Origin of the sequence: Roseateles oligotrophus (assembly GCF_025717515.1) — a bacterium.
GTDB classification, from domain to species: Bacteria; Pseudomonadota; Gammaproteobacteria; order Burkholderiales; family Burkholderiaceae_C; genus Paucibacter_A; species Paucibacter_A oligotrophus.
Genome location: NZ_JAJIRN010000010.1, coordinates 1 through 14,902 on the forward strand (window position 1 = coordinate 1; position 14,902 = coordinate 14,902).

At 62.1% G+C, this 14,902-nt stretch carries 14 protein-coding genes; 7 read left to right on the top strand and 7 right to left on the bottom strand.

What is annotated here, in order from left to right:
* Positions 1-112: 112 nt before the first annotated feature.
* The 6 genes from LNV07_RS20895 to LNV07_RS20920 form a co-directional block, all read right to left on the bottom strand.
* Positions 113-1,744 (bottom strand): oleate hydratase, encoded by a 1,632-nt coding sequence (locus LNV07_RS20895; protein WP_263573129.1) that lies wholly within the window; start codon positions 1,742-1,744, stop codon positions 113-115.
* Positions 1,745-1,856: 112 nt separating this feature from the next.
* Positions 1,857-3,293 carry a wax ester/triacylglycerol synthase family O-acyltransferase gene (locus LNV07_RS20900; RefSeq protein ID WP_263573130.1) on the bottom strand — a complete coding sequence of 479 codons (1,437 nt, stop codon included), beginning with the start codon at positions 3,291-3,293 and terminating at the stop codon, positions 1,857-1,859.
* 587 nt (positions 3,294-3,880) lie between these two features.
* Positions 3,881-4,519 (bottom strand): hypothetical protein, encoded by a 639-nt coding sequence (locus tag LNV07_RS20905; protein WP_263573131.1) that lies wholly within the window; start codon positions 4,517-4,519, stop codon positions 3,881-3,883.
* Positions 4,519-5,067 (bottom strand): type II toxin-antitoxin system Phd/YefM family antitoxin, encoded by a 549-nt coding sequence (locus LNV07_RS20910; RefSeq protein ID WP_263573132.1) that lies wholly within the window; start codon positions 5,065-5,067, stop codon positions 4,519-4,521. Before LNV07_RS20910 ends, LNV07_RS20905 begins: the two co-directional genes overlap by 1 nt.
* Positions 5,068-5,172: 105 nt before the next feature.
* Positions 5,173-6,561, bottom strand: coding sequence for a transposase (locus LNV07_RS20915; RefSeq protein ID WP_263573133.1), 1,389 nt, complete (start codon positions 6,559-6,561; stop codon positions 5,173-5,175).
* A gap of 206 nt (positions 6,562-6,767) precedes the next feature.
* The gene (locus LNV07_RS20920) at positions 6,768-7,769 is read right to left on the bottom strand and encodes a sensor domain-containing diguanylate cyclase (protein WP_263573134.1); all 1,002 of its coding nucleotides are present in this window, start codon (positions 7,767-7,769) and stop codon (positions 6,768-6,770) included.
* Between the two features lie 184 nt (positions 7,770-7,953).
* Here LNV07_RS20920 and LNV07_RS20925 point away from each other — a divergent pair, with 184 nt between their 5' ends.
* Both LNV07_RS20925 and LNV07_RS20930 read left to right on the top strand, forming a co-directional pair.
* Positions 7,954-8,154, top strand: a complete 201-nt coding sequence (locus tag LNV07_RS20925; protein WP_263573135.1) for a hypothetical protein — start codon at positions 7,954-7,956, stop codon at positions 8,152-8,154.
* A 106-nt stretch (positions 8,155-8,260) separates the two neighbouring features.
* Positions 8,261-8,833 (top strand): hypothetical protein, encoded by a 573-nt coding sequence (locus LNV07_RS20930; RefSeq protein ID WP_263573136.1) that lies wholly within the window; start codon positions 8,261-8,263, stop codon positions 8,831-8,833.
* Positions 8,834-8,866: 33 nt separating this feature from the next.
* Here the strand turns inward: LNV07_RS20930 and LNV07_RS20935 are convergent, their stop codons facing one another.
* Entirely contained in the window at positions 8,867-9,379 is a 513-nt protein-coding gene (locus LNV07_RS20935; protein ID WP_263573137.1) for a CAP domain-containing protein, read from the bottom strand.
* A 155-nt stretch (positions 9,380-9,534) separates the two neighbouring features.
* On the opposite strand from LNV07_RS20935, the gene LNV07_RS20940 reads away from it, so the two are divergent.
* The 5 genes from LNV07_RS20940 to LNV07_RS20960 all read left to right on the top strand — a co-directional run bounded on the left by LNV07_RS20940 (position 9,535) and on the right by LNV07_RS20960 (position 14,822).
* The gene (locus LNV07_RS20940; protein WP_263573138.1) at positions 9,535-10,806 is read left to right on the top strand and encodes an efflux RND transporter periplasmic adaptor subunit; all 1,272 of its coding nucleotides are present in this window, start codon (positions 9,535-9,537) and stop codon (positions 10,804-10,806) included.
* Between the two features lie 4 nt (positions 10,807-10,810).
* On the top strand, positions 10,811-11,518 hold the full coding sequence (locus tag LNV07_RS20945) for an ABC transporter ATP-binding protein (protein ID WP_263573139.1): 708 nt from the start codon (positions 10,811-10,813) through the stop codon (positions 11,516-11,518).
* Positions 11,519-11,530: 12 nt separating this feature from the next.
* Positions 11,531-12,688, top strand: a complete 1,158-nt coding sequence (locus LNV07_RS20950) for an ABC transporter permease (protein ID WP_263573140.1) — start codon at positions 11,531-11,533, stop codon at positions 12,686-12,688.
* Positions 12,685-13,854, top strand: a complete 1,170-nt coding sequence (locus tag LNV07_RS20955; protein WP_263573141.1) for an ABC transporter permease — start codon at positions 12,685-12,687, stop codon at positions 13,852-13,854. Before LNV07_RS20950 ends, LNV07_RS20955 begins: the two co-directional genes overlap by 4 nt.
* Positions 13,855-13,931: 77 nt before the next feature.
* Positions 13,932-14,822, top strand: coding sequence for a protease-associated domain-containing protein (locus LNV07_RS20960; protein ID WP_263573142.1), 891 nt, complete (start codon positions 13,932-13,934; stop codon positions 14,820-14,822).
* Positions 14,823-14,902 lie beyond the last annotated feature (80 nt).

Here is a 14,902-nt window from a genome sequence, read left to right on the forward strand (position 1 = left end):
TGTGGCCTGCGCAGGGTTGTCCTGAAACGCCTACGCGGCGTATCTACCTGCATACGCCAAGCCGTTACCGGCAGGCACCGGACGCTCACGGATCCCTGGGCAGGGTCAGACATCACTGCAGGATTGCTCGCAAGGCGCTCGCCCACTGAATCGGATTAAGAACGCCCGTATACACCGGGGTTACTTCCTTCTCGACGTTCAACAACCGGTACACGCCGATCTGGGCCGATCGGGTTGAATAGTCCACCAGGAATACGCAGTCGTCGGGGATCTCGACGAACTGTCCCAGAAGCGCCAGATTCACCGACCCTTTGGGAACGACCAGGGGTCGGTCGGAGATTTTTCTTGGACTGAATTGGCTCGTGGCATAGGGAAGTGTCGTTGGAATACTCGTCGTGACTTCCTTTATCCTGTCCAGATCATCGATGAACCCCAGATGGCAGACCAGTTCCGTGAGCAGCTCCTCCCCCGTCGATTCAGTCATTGTTTTCTTGATGTAATTTCCCTGGGTGTTCCCGTAGAGGCCATATCCGAACATGACAGTCGTGTCCGGGGGCTGATTCCTGAAGTGCGGTTGAAAGGGAACATGCAAACCCAAGCCCCAGTTCGAGTCGATACAGGACAGTATGTGTTGCTGTCCCTGGATCTTGACCCTCGAGTATTTCCTGATCCTTTCAGCAAGCAGCGGCCCCTTCGTCGTGACGGTAAAAACACCCCATTGGGTCTGGTCGACGTCACCGCTGAAGGCCTCGGGGTTTCCCAAGTCGGGCACCTTTCTTGCCATTCTTTCCCAGAGCGTCCAGGCGCCGTCCATCTTGTCGGTCACCAGGCCCGGAGCCTTGTTCATGCTGCCCGTGCGTGAATCGGCCACTTTCGAGCCGATGGTGATGAAGACAAAGTCGCCGGGGGCCACGGCGATTTCCGCGCTGTTGCCGTTCCTGAGAAGGTGCAGTTTCTCGACTGATTTTCGGGTCTTCGAAGACCTGAAGTCCACATCGGTGACCCTTGCACCGGTCTGGATGTCGACCCCTTGTTTCGACAGCCATCTCTCGATCGGCAGGACGATGCATTCGTAATTGTTGTAAGGGGTATTCCAGCCGCCTATGAGCGTCGTGATATTGGGGGCTTCGTGGAAGAAGCGTCGCAGGTAGCGCCTGCACTCCATGAGGCTGTGCCAGGGCTCGAAGCCGAACATGGAGGCGAACAAGTACCAGAAATTGGTCTTGAAGAACGAGGGGCGGAAGTAGTCATCGATCCTCTTGCCATCGACAGCCTCTTCGAACATCAAGATGAGGGCGATGATGGCGATTCGGTCGATGTGGTCCAGGCCGAGCTTTGTGTGATCGACCCTGGCCCCCTCCTTTCCCACGAGCCTGGTGACGCTGTTCAGACGGTGGGTCTTGTTGAATGCGTATATTTCGTCTTTGACGCTTCTCCACGGCCGCCGGCTCTCGAGGTATTTACCCCCGGACTTCTCCATTTCGTCCTGATCAGCAAGACACGGGATTGCCGAAAGCATGTCGAAGTAACACTGGTAGGCCTTTTCGTTGATGAGCCTTGCCCCCCGCATCGAGTAACTCTTGTTGCGACCCCACTTGCCATCGAGCGCTCCGCCAAGAACATCGCGCTCTTCGAAAAGATGGATATTCTCGCCCTTGATCCCGCCGTCCCGGATTGCGAATACGGCCGCGGACAGACCTGCAATCCCCGCGCCGACGATGTAGATTTGACGCTGCTTCTTCATGATGCGATCTATCTCCGCTTGTCTCCGCTCAGTCGTCGATGAAACCTGCCCATCTAGGTGTGCGCACGCTTCATCATGAGTTCCTTGTCGTCGGTCGATGCCGGCAGGCGGGTCAGGCCGCCGTCCGGTGCGCGGTGCTCGGCCGCGCTCGATTCGTCTTCGCGGCCAGTTCGTCGAGCGCCGCGGCGAGCGCGCTCGTCAATTCGTGTTCATCGGGCACCGCCGCGCGTGCCGTCGTGAAGCCGAAGCCCAGCGCGCCGGCGTAGCTCATCACCGTGATGTTCAGCCCCAGGCCGTGGTCGACGATCGACATCGGCCAGTAGGTGCTCATGCGCGCGCCGGCCGCATACAGCGGCACGTCCGGCCCGTGGATGTTCGAGATCACCACGTTGGCCAGCGGCGGCATGACCTCGCCGATGTGCGCCCGCCCGTAGAACTCAGCCAGCCCGTGCAGGACCCAGGGCAGGCCGATCGACGGGAAGTCCAGCGGCACCACGCCCTTCGCACGATGCACCATCGTCTTCACGGCGCCGGCCGTTTCGTGGATCGCGCGCAGGCGGCACAGCGGATCGGCGATGTGCGTGTGCAGGCTGACGACCGGCATCGTGGCCCGGATCGTGTATTCGGTGTCACCCGCCTCGCGCAGCGAGATCGGCATCGCCGCCGTCAGCGGCTGGCGCGGGACGCCGCCATGCTGCACCAAGTAGCGCCGCAGCGCGCCGCCGCACAGCACGAGCACGACGTCATTGAGCGTGACGCCGTGCGTGAGCGCGAGCGCCTTCAGCGCCTGCAGCGGCAGCGACAGCGCGGCGAAGCCACGCTCGGCGGTGATCTGCCCGTTCAGCAGGGTGTGCGGACCAAAGGTGCAGTTCCGCCCCGGCGGCCGCCTGCCGGCATGCGCCGACGGGCCGAACATGCCGGTGAGCGTGCGCACCAGGTCGGGTAGCTGCCGGACGAGCTTGACGTACTGACCGGCGTCGTGGCGCAACGCGGCCGCCGCGAGTTCGAACACCCCCGGATGTTCGGCAGCGGCGGCGCCCGTGGCCCTGGCGCGCCGCACTCCGGCCGGCCGCGGCGACAGGTCGAACAGCGTCTTCACCAGCATCACACCGGCCTGGCCGTCGAGCGCAGCGTGGTGGCCCTTGATGTAGTAGCCGACTTGGCCGCTGGCCAGGCCGTCGATCACGAACAGTCGCCACAACGGCCGGCGGCGGTCCAGCGGCTCCGCGTGCAGCAGCGCGGCACAGTCTTCGAGCTGCTCGAAGTTGCCCGGCGACGGCAGTGTCACGCGCCGGACGTGGTAATCGAGGTCGACTGCATCGTCCTCGACCCACACCGGATTGGCAAAATGCAGCGGCATCTGCGCCAGCTTGCGGTGGAGGACCGGCACCAGATGCAGGCGCCGACCGAGCTCTCGCTTGACCGCAGCGTGGAAATCGCGGCGGTAGCCTGGGGGGAGATCGAACAGGCTCAGCGACGCGATGTGCATCGGTGTCTGTTCGGTTTCCAGATGTAGGAACGTCGCGTCGACGCCGCTCAAGGCTTTCATGACTCCAGGCTCCTCCAACGTCCGGCGGTCATCCCCTGACCCCCTCCGTCAAACGCAGGGCACCACCACCACGACAGACCGATTCTGGAACGACCCGCTCGCCCGACGATGATGCAGATCAATCGCACGGCGCGCGAGGACAACTCCTTTCGCTGTGAGTTCAATTCATAGGGGCGCGCGCAGGTGCACTCGGAGGGGATGGGCAGGCAGCCCGAGGTAGGGGGTTGACGATTCGCTCGATGACCCGCGTCTCCAGGATCGTGGCGAGATCTTCAGCTCGCTCCCGCATCTCGGGCAGTGTTCCAAGTCGAGCTCGGACAAGCGATCGAGCGCACGGTTGCCCAGTTCATCCATTGACCGGCTCCATACCGGCCTTTCACCAGTGCCCGTTCATGGCCGGGAGCGTGAGGCCGCATCATCGCCAGTAAGCCGCCTTTGGCCAAAACGGTTGGCGAACCCAACGTCAGCTATGCGGTGCTTGTTCGAACTGTCGGCCTGCCGCAGACCCGGACATTTCGAGGGCACAGACTGCGCAGCAACTCAGTGCCCATTGTTGTCGCCCACCGCGCGCGATCGCGCGCTCTAGATCACCGCTTGCGTTCGAAGTCGCGAGCCGCCTTCACGATTGGCTTGGCCCAGTCTGGCGTGCGCTCAAGGTCCTCAAGGGCACGGGGAAAACTGACAGCGCCGTCTTGTGCGTGCAGGACCAGCATCGGGTTCGATACTGGGGCTCCCGGCACCGCATCGGTGCTGTTATCGAAAACGCGCAACTCGCTCAACTTGGGCATCAAGTCGATGAGATTCAGCGGCGCGCGAACCCAGCGCTCGCGGATCTTGGCCTCTGGAATGTCGTGTCCGCCAGCTACTACCCGGGCGGCCACGCGGGCGATGTGCTTCTCCGGCGAGGCCAGACCGCAGAACCAGACCAGAACGTCGTGCGTCCGAGCGGCCGCGGCAATCTTTTGGGTCATCGTCGAGCCGCCCAGGGTCGTCTCGAAGGCGTGACTGAGCCCCGCCGCAACGGCCCGGTCGATCAAGTTCACGCCGTGTTGCCACGCGCACGCATTGGCCTCGCCGGCGGACATACCGCCCTGAACGAGTATGCGGGTGTAGGTATCGGGGTTAAACCAAGTCAGCCCAGCCCTGCGCAGCATGATGTTGCCGCCGATGGAGCTTTTGCCTGCGCCATTGACACCGGCCAGGACCAGAAGAACGGGCCGCCCCATCAGAAGCTTTGTCCTGCAATGACCTCGCCATGCAAGTCGAGCGGCACGCTAAAGGCCTGCCGCAGCCTGTCACTGGCATCTGGCTGCTTGAGCACCGCCAATTCCTCATCGAAGGCACGCGTCAGTTGATCCAACTTACTCTGGTCATCGCGCTGGACACGCTCGGCCAGTTCGGTGAGCAAACTGTATTCACGCAAAGACAAGATCACGGCCTCGGGCCGTTCGTGGTTGGTCATCAACACCTTCCCCGTGGCATCGACGGCATTCATCACACCACGCCAGCCCTCACGCTTGACGTCCGAGATGGGCTTGCGCTGCAGGCGCGCAAACAGCTCCTCGCTTGCAGGCTGAATAGCATTGGCCATGATCGGATCCCCCAAGGAAAGTCGCAGACTGATCGTATTATGGGCCAAATACCCGATTCGTTTGGCAATGGCCCAAATTGGCCAATTTAGGCCAATGTGTCGCTGTACGGACGACACTTTCGTCGGCCGGAGGGCGAATGCCCGCAATGGGCATATTCTGTTGAAAAAGTCGTTGATCGGCACGAACGTGCTGCTGCCAACGCGAAGGCGAATGCGCGCAGCTCACCTTTTCTTCGTCTGAACCAGGTCTTTCGACCCGGTTTTGAGGTTAATCGGTGGGGTTTCGCCTCAAGCGGGCGCACCTGTGCCTTGTGGCGGTGGGCCTTGCGGCACCCGCATTGCCAAACGACGCAGGTTTTGCACCACCGCGGCCATCGTGAACTCGTCCATCGCGCCACTAAGTCCTCGCAGGCGCAAGCGATCCAGCCGCAGGATTCGCTTCAGGTGAGCAAACAACATTTCCACCTTCTTGCGTTGGCAGCGTGAACGCTCGTACTGCTCGGTGGTGGCAATCTTGCGCCCTACATCCCGGGCGGCTTCGTGAACGCTCCGCGCGATCTTGCGCATAGGGGTGTTGGGGCAGCAGCGCTGCTTCTCGGGGCAGTTGGTGCAATCTTTTTGGCTGGCACGGTAGATCACCGTGTCGGCCTTGGTGATGTGGCTGCGCTCAATCTTGAAGACGCGCCATTGGCTGCGCAGAGGGCGACCTTGTGGGCAGGTGTACTCCTTGGCCTGCTCGTCCCAAGTGAACTCGTTGCTTGACAGTGTGTCGTCATCGCGCTGAGTGCGGTCCCAGACAGGCACATGGGGTTCGATGCCCTTTTCGTCCACCATCCAACTCAGCATGGGCGCCGTGCCGTAGGCCGTGTCGCCGATCAGCCGCTCGGGCTTGAGGCCGAACTGCTCCTGCACGCGATCAACCATCAGTTTGGTCGACTCGACCTCGGCGGTGCGGTGCGCCGGCGTGGCCTGGACGTCCATGATCACGCCGTGCTCGGCATCGATGAGGTAGTTCGTCGAGTAGGCGAAGAACGCAGGTCCGCCCGTTGCCGCCGTCCAACTCGCTTGTGGGTCGGTCAGCGAAATCTTCTTGGGTAGCACTTTGCCAAGGGCTTCGTCGTCCAATCCCTGCAGGTACTCGCGCACGGCGCGGGTGCATAGCACCGGATCTTTCCAGTCGACAGTCTCGGTGCCGGGTACACCGCGCTGGCTGCTGGCATCGGCCGCCACGATGCTGGCGTCTACTGCAAAGCCCTCGGCCTTGACGAGGCCGGCTGCCATGCAGCGACGCACGACCTCATCGAACAGCCAGCGGAACACGCCGCTGTCACGGAAGCGTCCATGGCGGTTCTTCGAGAAGGTGGAGTGATCGGGCACGGCGTCTTCTAGGCTCAGGCGACAGAACCAACGGTAGGCCAAGTTAAGGTGCAACTCCTCGCACAGCCGGCGCTCGGAGCGGATGCCGTAGCAGTACCCGACGACCAACATACGGAGCATCAACTCGGGGTCAATGGACGGGCGGCCGATCTGGCTGTAGTGCTCGGCCAAGTGCTCCCGCAGGCCAGCGAAGTCGAGGCAGCGGTCAATGCCGCGCAGCAGATGATTCTGGGGAATGTGGTCTTCAAGGTTGAACGAATAGAACAACCGATCCTGCCCACTCGCTTGTCGTCCCATCATCTCGGTGCCCTCCAAGATTCGATTTGCTAACGCGTTAATTGTACGGCATTCAACCTAATCGAGGTGGGGACTTTTTCAACAGAATAGGCACCAAGCTGCCGGCGGCAAACCACCTTGGTCGCACCTGAGTCACCTGACTTTGAATCCTGCATCTGGCCCGACTCCGGGCTCGAAACATCGGCAGGGTGCGGGCGGATTCCAAAGGACTAAAACAATCCTTTTTGCAGGGCTGGCACAAACATGTGAAACGTATTGCGCCCCGCCTTCTTTGCCTGGTACATGGCTGCGTCGGCAGTGGGGCACAGGTCATCGAAGCCTTGCTGCCCTTCGTTCATCAAGGTTGCGCCGATGCTGACGGTATTTGTGCATTGAATCTCACCAAGCACATATGGCTGGGCGAGAGACAGCAATATCTTCTCGGCAATAGCACGCGTCTTTTTCGCTGCTTCGATGGCGTCTGTGCCGAGGTTTTCCAACATCACCACAAACTCGTCACCTGAAATGCGCGCCACCGTGTCGGCCTCTCTTACCGCCAACCTCAGGCGGGCCGCGATTTCCTTCAACAACAGATCACCCACCTCGTGCCCGTACTGATCATTGACGGCTTTGAAATTGTCCGCATCCAGAAACAACAACGCTCCGATTTGCTGGGTTCTCTTGGCGCTATGCAGTGCCTGACTCACCCGGTCTATAAGAAGGCGGCGGTTGGGGAGTTGGGTCAACGCATCAGTCATCGCCATCTGGTGCAAGCTCGCGTTCAGCTGCTCCAATTGTTCCTTTTGGCCGGACAACTCGAGGTTTAGTCGCTTCAGCTCTTCCTCTTGTTGTCGCCTTGCGTGGATGTTGTAAGTTACGCCAATCAAGTGCTTAGCGTCCGGTTGATCCGCTCGTTTGACGATTTTTCCGCTGTTGGCGTACCAAACCCAAGCGCCCGACTTCGCTCTTATTCTGAATTCGCATTGGTATTTGGGCGTCTTTCCGCTCGCGTGGTCATTGAGCGCATTTCTCATCCGGTCGACATCCTCTGGATGAATGATCGCGAAGATGTTGTCCATGCAGTCGCCCGCTTCCTGCTCGGTGTACCCGAGTTCTGCATAAACCTTGGTGGCTTTTCGGGTGACCTTACCGCTGACGAGTTCGTTTTCCCAAACGTCCAAGTCAGCCGTCTCCATGACCACTTTTAGGAAATCTTCCCGTGGCATCTTCATTGGTTGTGTCTTCCTTGCAATGTCATGGCGTTGGTACTCGAAAGAGAAATTTAACTACATCGAGAAAAGTTTGGCGTACGGTGGAGGGTTAGCAGCGCAAAATATGCCGACATTGTCGGTCTAAGCATCAGCTGTTCTGCGACGTTCAAATGGCCTGAATATGCCGCCCATAAAGCCTTCTCCCTTGCGCCGTCTGCTCGCCCAGCGTCCCATCCGCCTCGAGCATGAGCAAGCCCGCGCTCTGATCGCCAGCATTGATGCTGGCGGCATCCCTTTGTACCCTGCCAAGGTGAACCAGATCGCACGCGAGTTGGGCTTGGAGGTCTCGCGTGATGCGCCGGTGGAGGCCACTGTCGCGCGCCTGCGCAAGCTGCTGCAGGGGTGAGCAACTCGTCAAAGAACATGCCCCCAATATTCGATCGATCTCCCGCCAAATCACCATTGAACTCGGTGCTTGGCTTTCTGATCCCTGCCTATTTGCGCAGATTGCTATGAACGATTCGGACGACCCGCTATGGCTGAACAGCCCCATCAAGCTGCGCATCTTTCGGGCCAGCTGCTACCTGTTGGTGCTCAGCATGGGCATTGGCTTGATGTGGGCCATCACGGGCTCGGTCTGGGGCGCCCTGGCCGGCGCCACAGCTGCGGTTTTTTGCCTTGCCAGCGCACAGCAGTGGATACCGAACTGGATTGAAGCGGTGTTGCGCGGCGCTGGCGCCTGGCAGTGGCGTCACCGCGAGGGCGTGCACTACAACTTTGCCGGCGTGTCGCTGGATGTGTATGACGACGGTCACCACATCTGGCTGCATGAGCGCGGTCTGCGGGAGTTGTTGGCGCTGGAACGCGACCCGGCCCAAGCCTTCAAGGCCCGTTTTACCGGCCAATGGCGCGAGACCCATGAGCTGGGCCTGAAAGGTGTCGGCCTTTGGCTGAACGTAGCGGCCGTGCACCAGCACCTCGCCGAAGCACGCGAGCGAATGGACCCCAAGCGCTTGAAACTGCGCGCCTACTTGGACCGCGAGATTCTGCAACCCGCGGCGAAAAGGCGCGAGCGCGGGCTGTGAGCCGGAGCGCGCTTGGCGATCAAGCCCGGCGCTTCAATCGCGAACGCTGCGCCCGAGATTCATCACCCAGTAACGCCCATATTTGCCGGGGCCGCTGGCGCAGGCCAGTGCGACGTCTTGAAACTCGGCCTGCATGATGTTGTCGCAATGCTTGGCGCTGCTGCTCCAGGTTTGCAGCACCTCGACCAGACTCTCCTGGCCGGCGGCCAGGTTTTCGCCAACCCGGAAGGCAAGATAACCGTTGCCGCGCAGTCGTTCGCGCAAGGTGCGCCCATTCAGGGCCAGATGGTTGAGCTGATCGCCCTGCGCCAACTCCGCCGCATGACCCTGGGCCGCCTGCTCCAGCCTAGCCTCCCAACGCAAGGGGCCGGCGGCGACAAACGACTGTTGCCCGCAGGTTTGCGGCTGGGCTCTAAACGCATTCAGATAGTTGAGCACTTGCTCGACCGCCACCTGGTCCTGGCAGCCATGCTCCGCGGCTTGAGCCAGCATGGGCGCAAGCCACAAGGGCAGCAGCAGCAAGATAAACGGGCTATTTAAAAGCATGGACTAGGCAGCAGCGATCGCTCGACGAAGGGCGAATCGTACCCGGCCGGCTACCGTTGGCGCCATGCAGAGGTGTTTCATCGCAGCCCCGGTCAAAGCAGCGGCGAACGTGGCAACATCCACCCCGTTCATCAAATCCTAGGCGAATCCCCACCATGGACGACGCAACTCCCGCATCTTTGGGTCAATTGAAAATTGACCGCCAGGCGCCGACAAGCAAGATCAAACGTCGACGCAAGACCAGGCCCTTGGTGTTGGGCGGCGCGTTGGCGCTGGGTCTGGCGGCTCTGGTCTTGATGCCGTCCAAGCCCGAGGTGCAGACCAGCACCGTGCTGCAAAGCTACCCCTCGCAGCAATACCTGCAGCTAACGGCCTCCGGCTACGTGGTCGCGCAACGCCGCGCGGCGGTGGCCTCCAAGGGCAGTGGCCGCTTGGTCGAGCTGCATGTGCGCGAGGGCAGCCTGCTCAAGAAGGGCGATCTGATCGCCCGCCTCGACGCCAGCGATGTGCAGGCCGCGATTGGCACGGCCATGGCGGGCGTGCGGCAAGCCGAGGCGGGCGTGCGCCAGGCACAGGCGCAGGCCCGCTTGGCAGATGTGGAGCTGGGCAATGCCGAGGCCGAAGCACAGCGCAGCAAGAGCTTGCAAGCGCAGGGCTTTGTGTCCGCGCAGGCGTTTGACGCCAACCAACGCCGGCTCGATGCCGCCCGCGCCGCACAGGTGGCCGCAATGGCCAGCGTTGCTCAGGCGCAAGCCAGCCTCGGCCAGGCGCAGGCCTTGCTGAATGTACAGAACGTCAACCGTGAGCAGACCGAAATCCGCGCGCCGTTTGACGGCGTGGTGCTGAACAAGAACGCCAATGTCGGCGACATGATCACGCCCTTCTCGAACGCTTCGGGCTCGCAGGGCGCCGTCGTCACCATGGCCGATCTCAGCACGCTGGAGGTCGAGGCCGATGTGTCGGAAGGCAGCCTCGCCAAGGCGACCAAGGGCCAGCCGGTCGAAATCACGCTCGACGCCTTGCCCGAGAGGCGCTTCACCGGGCAGGTGGCCGGCATTGTGCCGACGGTGGACCGCGCCAAGGCCACGGTGATGACCAAGATCCGCTTCGACCAGCTCGACCCGCGCATCCTGCCGGAGATGAGCGCCAAGGTCGGTTTCCTGTCCAAGGCGCCGACGCCGGCCGAGCAGCAGCCGGTCTTGGCCGTCAACCCCAAGACCCTGCTCGAGAAGGACGGCAAGCAATGGCTGCTGCGCATCAAGCGCGACGGCGACAAGGAGTTGCTGGAGGCGGTCGAGGTCAAGGCGGGCCGCAAGCTCGGGGATGTGGTCGAGGTGACCGGGCCGCTCAAATCGGGCGAGCGCATCGTGCTGGCACCCAGCGCCAAGCTCAAAGACGGCGGCCAAGTCACATTGGCGACCAAGTAGCATCATGAGTGAAGCAAGCGCCTTGATCCGCATCCGCGATCTCTCCAAGTCCTACCGGCGCGGCGGGCAAGAAATCCCGGTGCTGCTGGACATTCAACTCGATGTGCCGGCCGGCGACTTCATCGCCTTGATGGGCCCCAGCGGCTCGGGCAAAAGCACCTTGCTCAATCTGATTGCGGGCATCGATCAGCCCAGCAGTGGCCGCATCGAGATCGGCGGCATCGACATCGCCACGCTCAGCGAAGCCAGCCTGGCCAACTGGCGCGCCGCCCATGTCGGCTTCATCTTTCAGTTCTACAACCTGCTGCCGGTGTTGACGGCGTTCGAGAACGTCGAACTGCCCCTGCTCTTGACCGATCTGTCGGCCAAGCAGCGCCGCGCGCATACCTTGGCGGCGCTGGAGATGGTCAGGCTGTCCGATCGAATGGATCATTACCCGAACGAACTCTCGGGCGGTCAGCAGCAGCGGGTGGCGATCGCCCGCGCGCTGGTCAGTGACCCGACCCTGATTGTCGCCGACGAGCCGACCGGTGACCTCGACCGCGTCACCGGCGCCGAGATCCTGGACCTGCTGCAGCAGCTCAACCGCGATCTGGGCAAGACCATCGTGATGGTCACCCATGACCCCAAGGCCGCCGCGCGCGCAAGCCGCATGGTGCATCTGGAAAAGGGCGTGCTGGTCAGCGAAGATCAAATGAACGCGCAGGCCTGATCAAGCGTCACCATGTTCATCTTCAAGCTCCTGCTCAAGAACGCCTTTCGGCACAAGCTGCGCACGCTGCTGACCATGGTCGGCCTGGTGGTGGCGATCTGTGCATTTGGCCTGTTACGCACCATCATCAGCGCCTGGTATGCCGGCGTCGAGGGCAGCAGCAGCACGCGCCTGGTGACGCGCAGCGCGATCTCGCTGACCTTCCCGCTCCCGATGAACTATGCGCAGCGGCTCAAGGGCGTGGACGGCGTGAGCAGCATTTCCTGGTCGAACTGGTTCGGCGGCGTCTACCAGACCGAGCGCAATTTCTTCCCGCAGTTCGCCGTCGATCCGGTCAGCTATCTGGCGCTTTATCCCGAGTACCGGCTCAGCGATGAGGAGCGGCTGGCCTTTTTGCGCGACCGCCAGGGGGCCATCGTCGGCCGCAAGCTGGCGAATAAATATGGCTGGAAAATTGGCGACAAAATCCCCATCCGAGGCACCATCTACCCGGGCACCTGGACATTCACCTTGCGCGGCATCTGGGACGGTGCCGAGGCCAAGACGGACGAGAGCCAGTTGCTGTTTCACTGGGCGCTGTTGAATGAATCGATACGCAAGCTGGCGCCGAAGCGCGCCGACTTTGTGGGCGTCTACATGCTCGGCATCAAGGACCCGCAAAACGCGGCCTTGATTTCGCAGCGGGTTGACGCCGGCTTCAAGAACTCGCTGGCCGAGACCTTGACCGAAACCGAATCGGCCTTCCAGCTCAGCTTTGTCTCGATGAGCGAGGCGATCCTGCTGGCGATCGAGGCGGTCAGCTACATCATCATCGTCATCATCATGGCGGTGATGGCCAACACCATGACGATGACCGCCCGCGAGCGCCTGGCCGAGTACGCCACGCTCAAAGCCTTGGGCTTTGCGCCCGGCTTTGTCGTCAAGCTGCTGTTTGGCGAAAGCCTCATGATCGCGCTGCTTGGCGGTCTGGCCGGCATTGCCCTGACGCTGCCGCTGGCGGCGGGTTTCGGCAAGGCCATAGGCTCCTTGCTGCCGGCGTTTCATGTCTCCGGCCTAACGATGACATTGCAGATGCTGGCGGCCTTGGTCGTCGGTGCGGTGGCGGCCGCCTGGCCGGCGTGGAAGATGAGTCGGATTGATATTGTTCAGGGGCTGAGGCACGTCGCGTGAAACAGATTCCGCTCTCCTATATCGCGCGCAACCTCTGGGTGCGCCGCGTCACCACCTTGCTGACGGCCGGCGGCATGGCGCTGGTCGTCTATGTGTTCGCCACCGTCTTGATGATGAGCGAGGGCATCCGCGCGACGCTGATCGCGACCGGCCAGCCCGACAATGTGATCGCCTTGCGCAAGGGTGCCGGTGCCGAGATCAATAGCGGCGTCGACCGCGTCCAGGCCAATATTCTGGAGAGCCTGCCCGGCATCGCCACCGACGCCGATGGCCGACCGCTGATCACCAAAGAGCCGGTGGTGCTGAACAATCTGCCCAAACGCGGCAGCGGCAAACCCAGCAATGTGACGGTGCGCGGCACGAGCGAACGCGGCCTGCAATTGCGCCCGCAGGTGCAGATGATGTCTGGCCGCATGTTCCGCCCAGGCAGCTCGGAGATCATCACCGGCAAGGCCATCGCGAGCGGCTTTCAAGGCGCGGGCCTCGGCGAGACGCTGCGCTTTGCCGGCCGCGACTGGACGGTGGTCGGCGTGTTCGACGCCGGCCGCACCGGCTTTGACTCCGAGATCTGGGGCGACTCCGAGCAGATGCTGCAGGCCTTCCGGCGCGGCGCTTTCTCCAGCGTCGTGTTCCGACTCGCCGATGCGAGCCAGTTCGAGGCGATCAAGGCCAGGCTTGAGGATGACCCGCGGATGACGGTCGAGCTCAAGCGCGAGACGGTGTTCTACGCCGAACAAAGCGAGGCGCTGGCCAAGTTCATCAGCATTTTGGGCACGGCGCTGTCGGTGATCTTTTCGATCGGCGCCATCGTCGGCGCAATGATCACGATGTTCGCGGCGGTGGCCTCGCGGGTCGGCGAGATCGGCACCTTGCGGGCCTTGGGTTTCCAGCGCGGCGCGGTGCTCTTGGCTTTCATGCTGGAGTCGCTGCTCTTGGCCTTGGTCGGCGGCGTGATCGGCCTTGCCGCCGCCTCGCTGATGCAGACGGTGAATATCTCGACCACCAATTTCCAGACCTTCTCGGAGCTGGCCTTTCAGTTCAAGCTGACCCCGGCGATTGCCTGGCAAACCCTGCTGTTCTCGCTCTTCATGGGCTTTGTCGGCGGCTTCATACCGGCCTGGGGCGCGGCGCGGATGAAGATCGTGGATTGCTTGCGGGCCGCTTGAAGCCAGCGCCAGCGTCGCGCGGTCGGCCGCTGCGATGACATTCAAGGTTAGCCCTAGCTCCACTCCCAAGAGAGGGGGTGCAACCCAAACCCGGCACGCTGTACTCCTACGCCCTGGCCAACAAGATCGCCGGCGCCTACCTGGGCACCGCCAATGCCGCGCAGATCAACGCCAACTTCAACAGCAACCTCGGCAACGCCGGCTGCCTGGATGGCACCTTCTTCTATCTCGGCCTGGACAGCAACCACGGCGCGAATATCGACTTCGTGGTCACGCTCCTGCACGAGATGGGTCATGGCATCGGCTTCCAGACCTTCACCAATGGCAGCACCGGCGCGCAAAACGGCGGCTACCTGGCGATTTGGGATCACTTTCTGTACGGCTCGACGGCCGGCAAGCTCTGGAAGGACATGACCAACGCCGAACGCCAGGCCTCGGCCCTCAGCATCGACAAGCTGGCCTGGACCGGCGCCGGCGTCACCATCCCTTCGGTGCGTATCACCCAAGCCGATGGCGTGGCGCTGCTGGGCCAGTTGGCCAAACGCACCCGCACCTCATCGGGTGTGGTGGGCGCCTTCAACCTGGTCGGCTCACAATACTCGGGCGCCGACCCGCTGGGCCGCATGATGATGTTTGCACCCAACCCCTACCAGAGCGGCTCCTCGGTGTCTCACTTTGACACCTCGGCCTTCCGCAACCAGCTGATGGAACCCGCCATCAGCGGCGACCTGACCCAGTCGGTGCTGCTGCCGCAAGACCTGACCTTCAAGTTGCTGCAGGACATCGGCTGGAAAGTTCCGACGAACGCGGGCCGGGCAGGAATGCTCGGCTTGCCTGGATCAAAACGGCAGGGTGTGTTGAGCACCCTGCCGTTTTTTCATTGCCGCCTTCTGCCGCCCATGCTCCTAGTGGAATTCCCTCGTCGGCGTTTCCACCTAGGGGAATATCCCTGCGACTCGAAACACTAAACCCCCTCGTTTAAGGGGGGGCACTAAAGCTCGCATCTCGATACCCTGACGGCAGACACAAACCGTTGATCGCCGGCCAC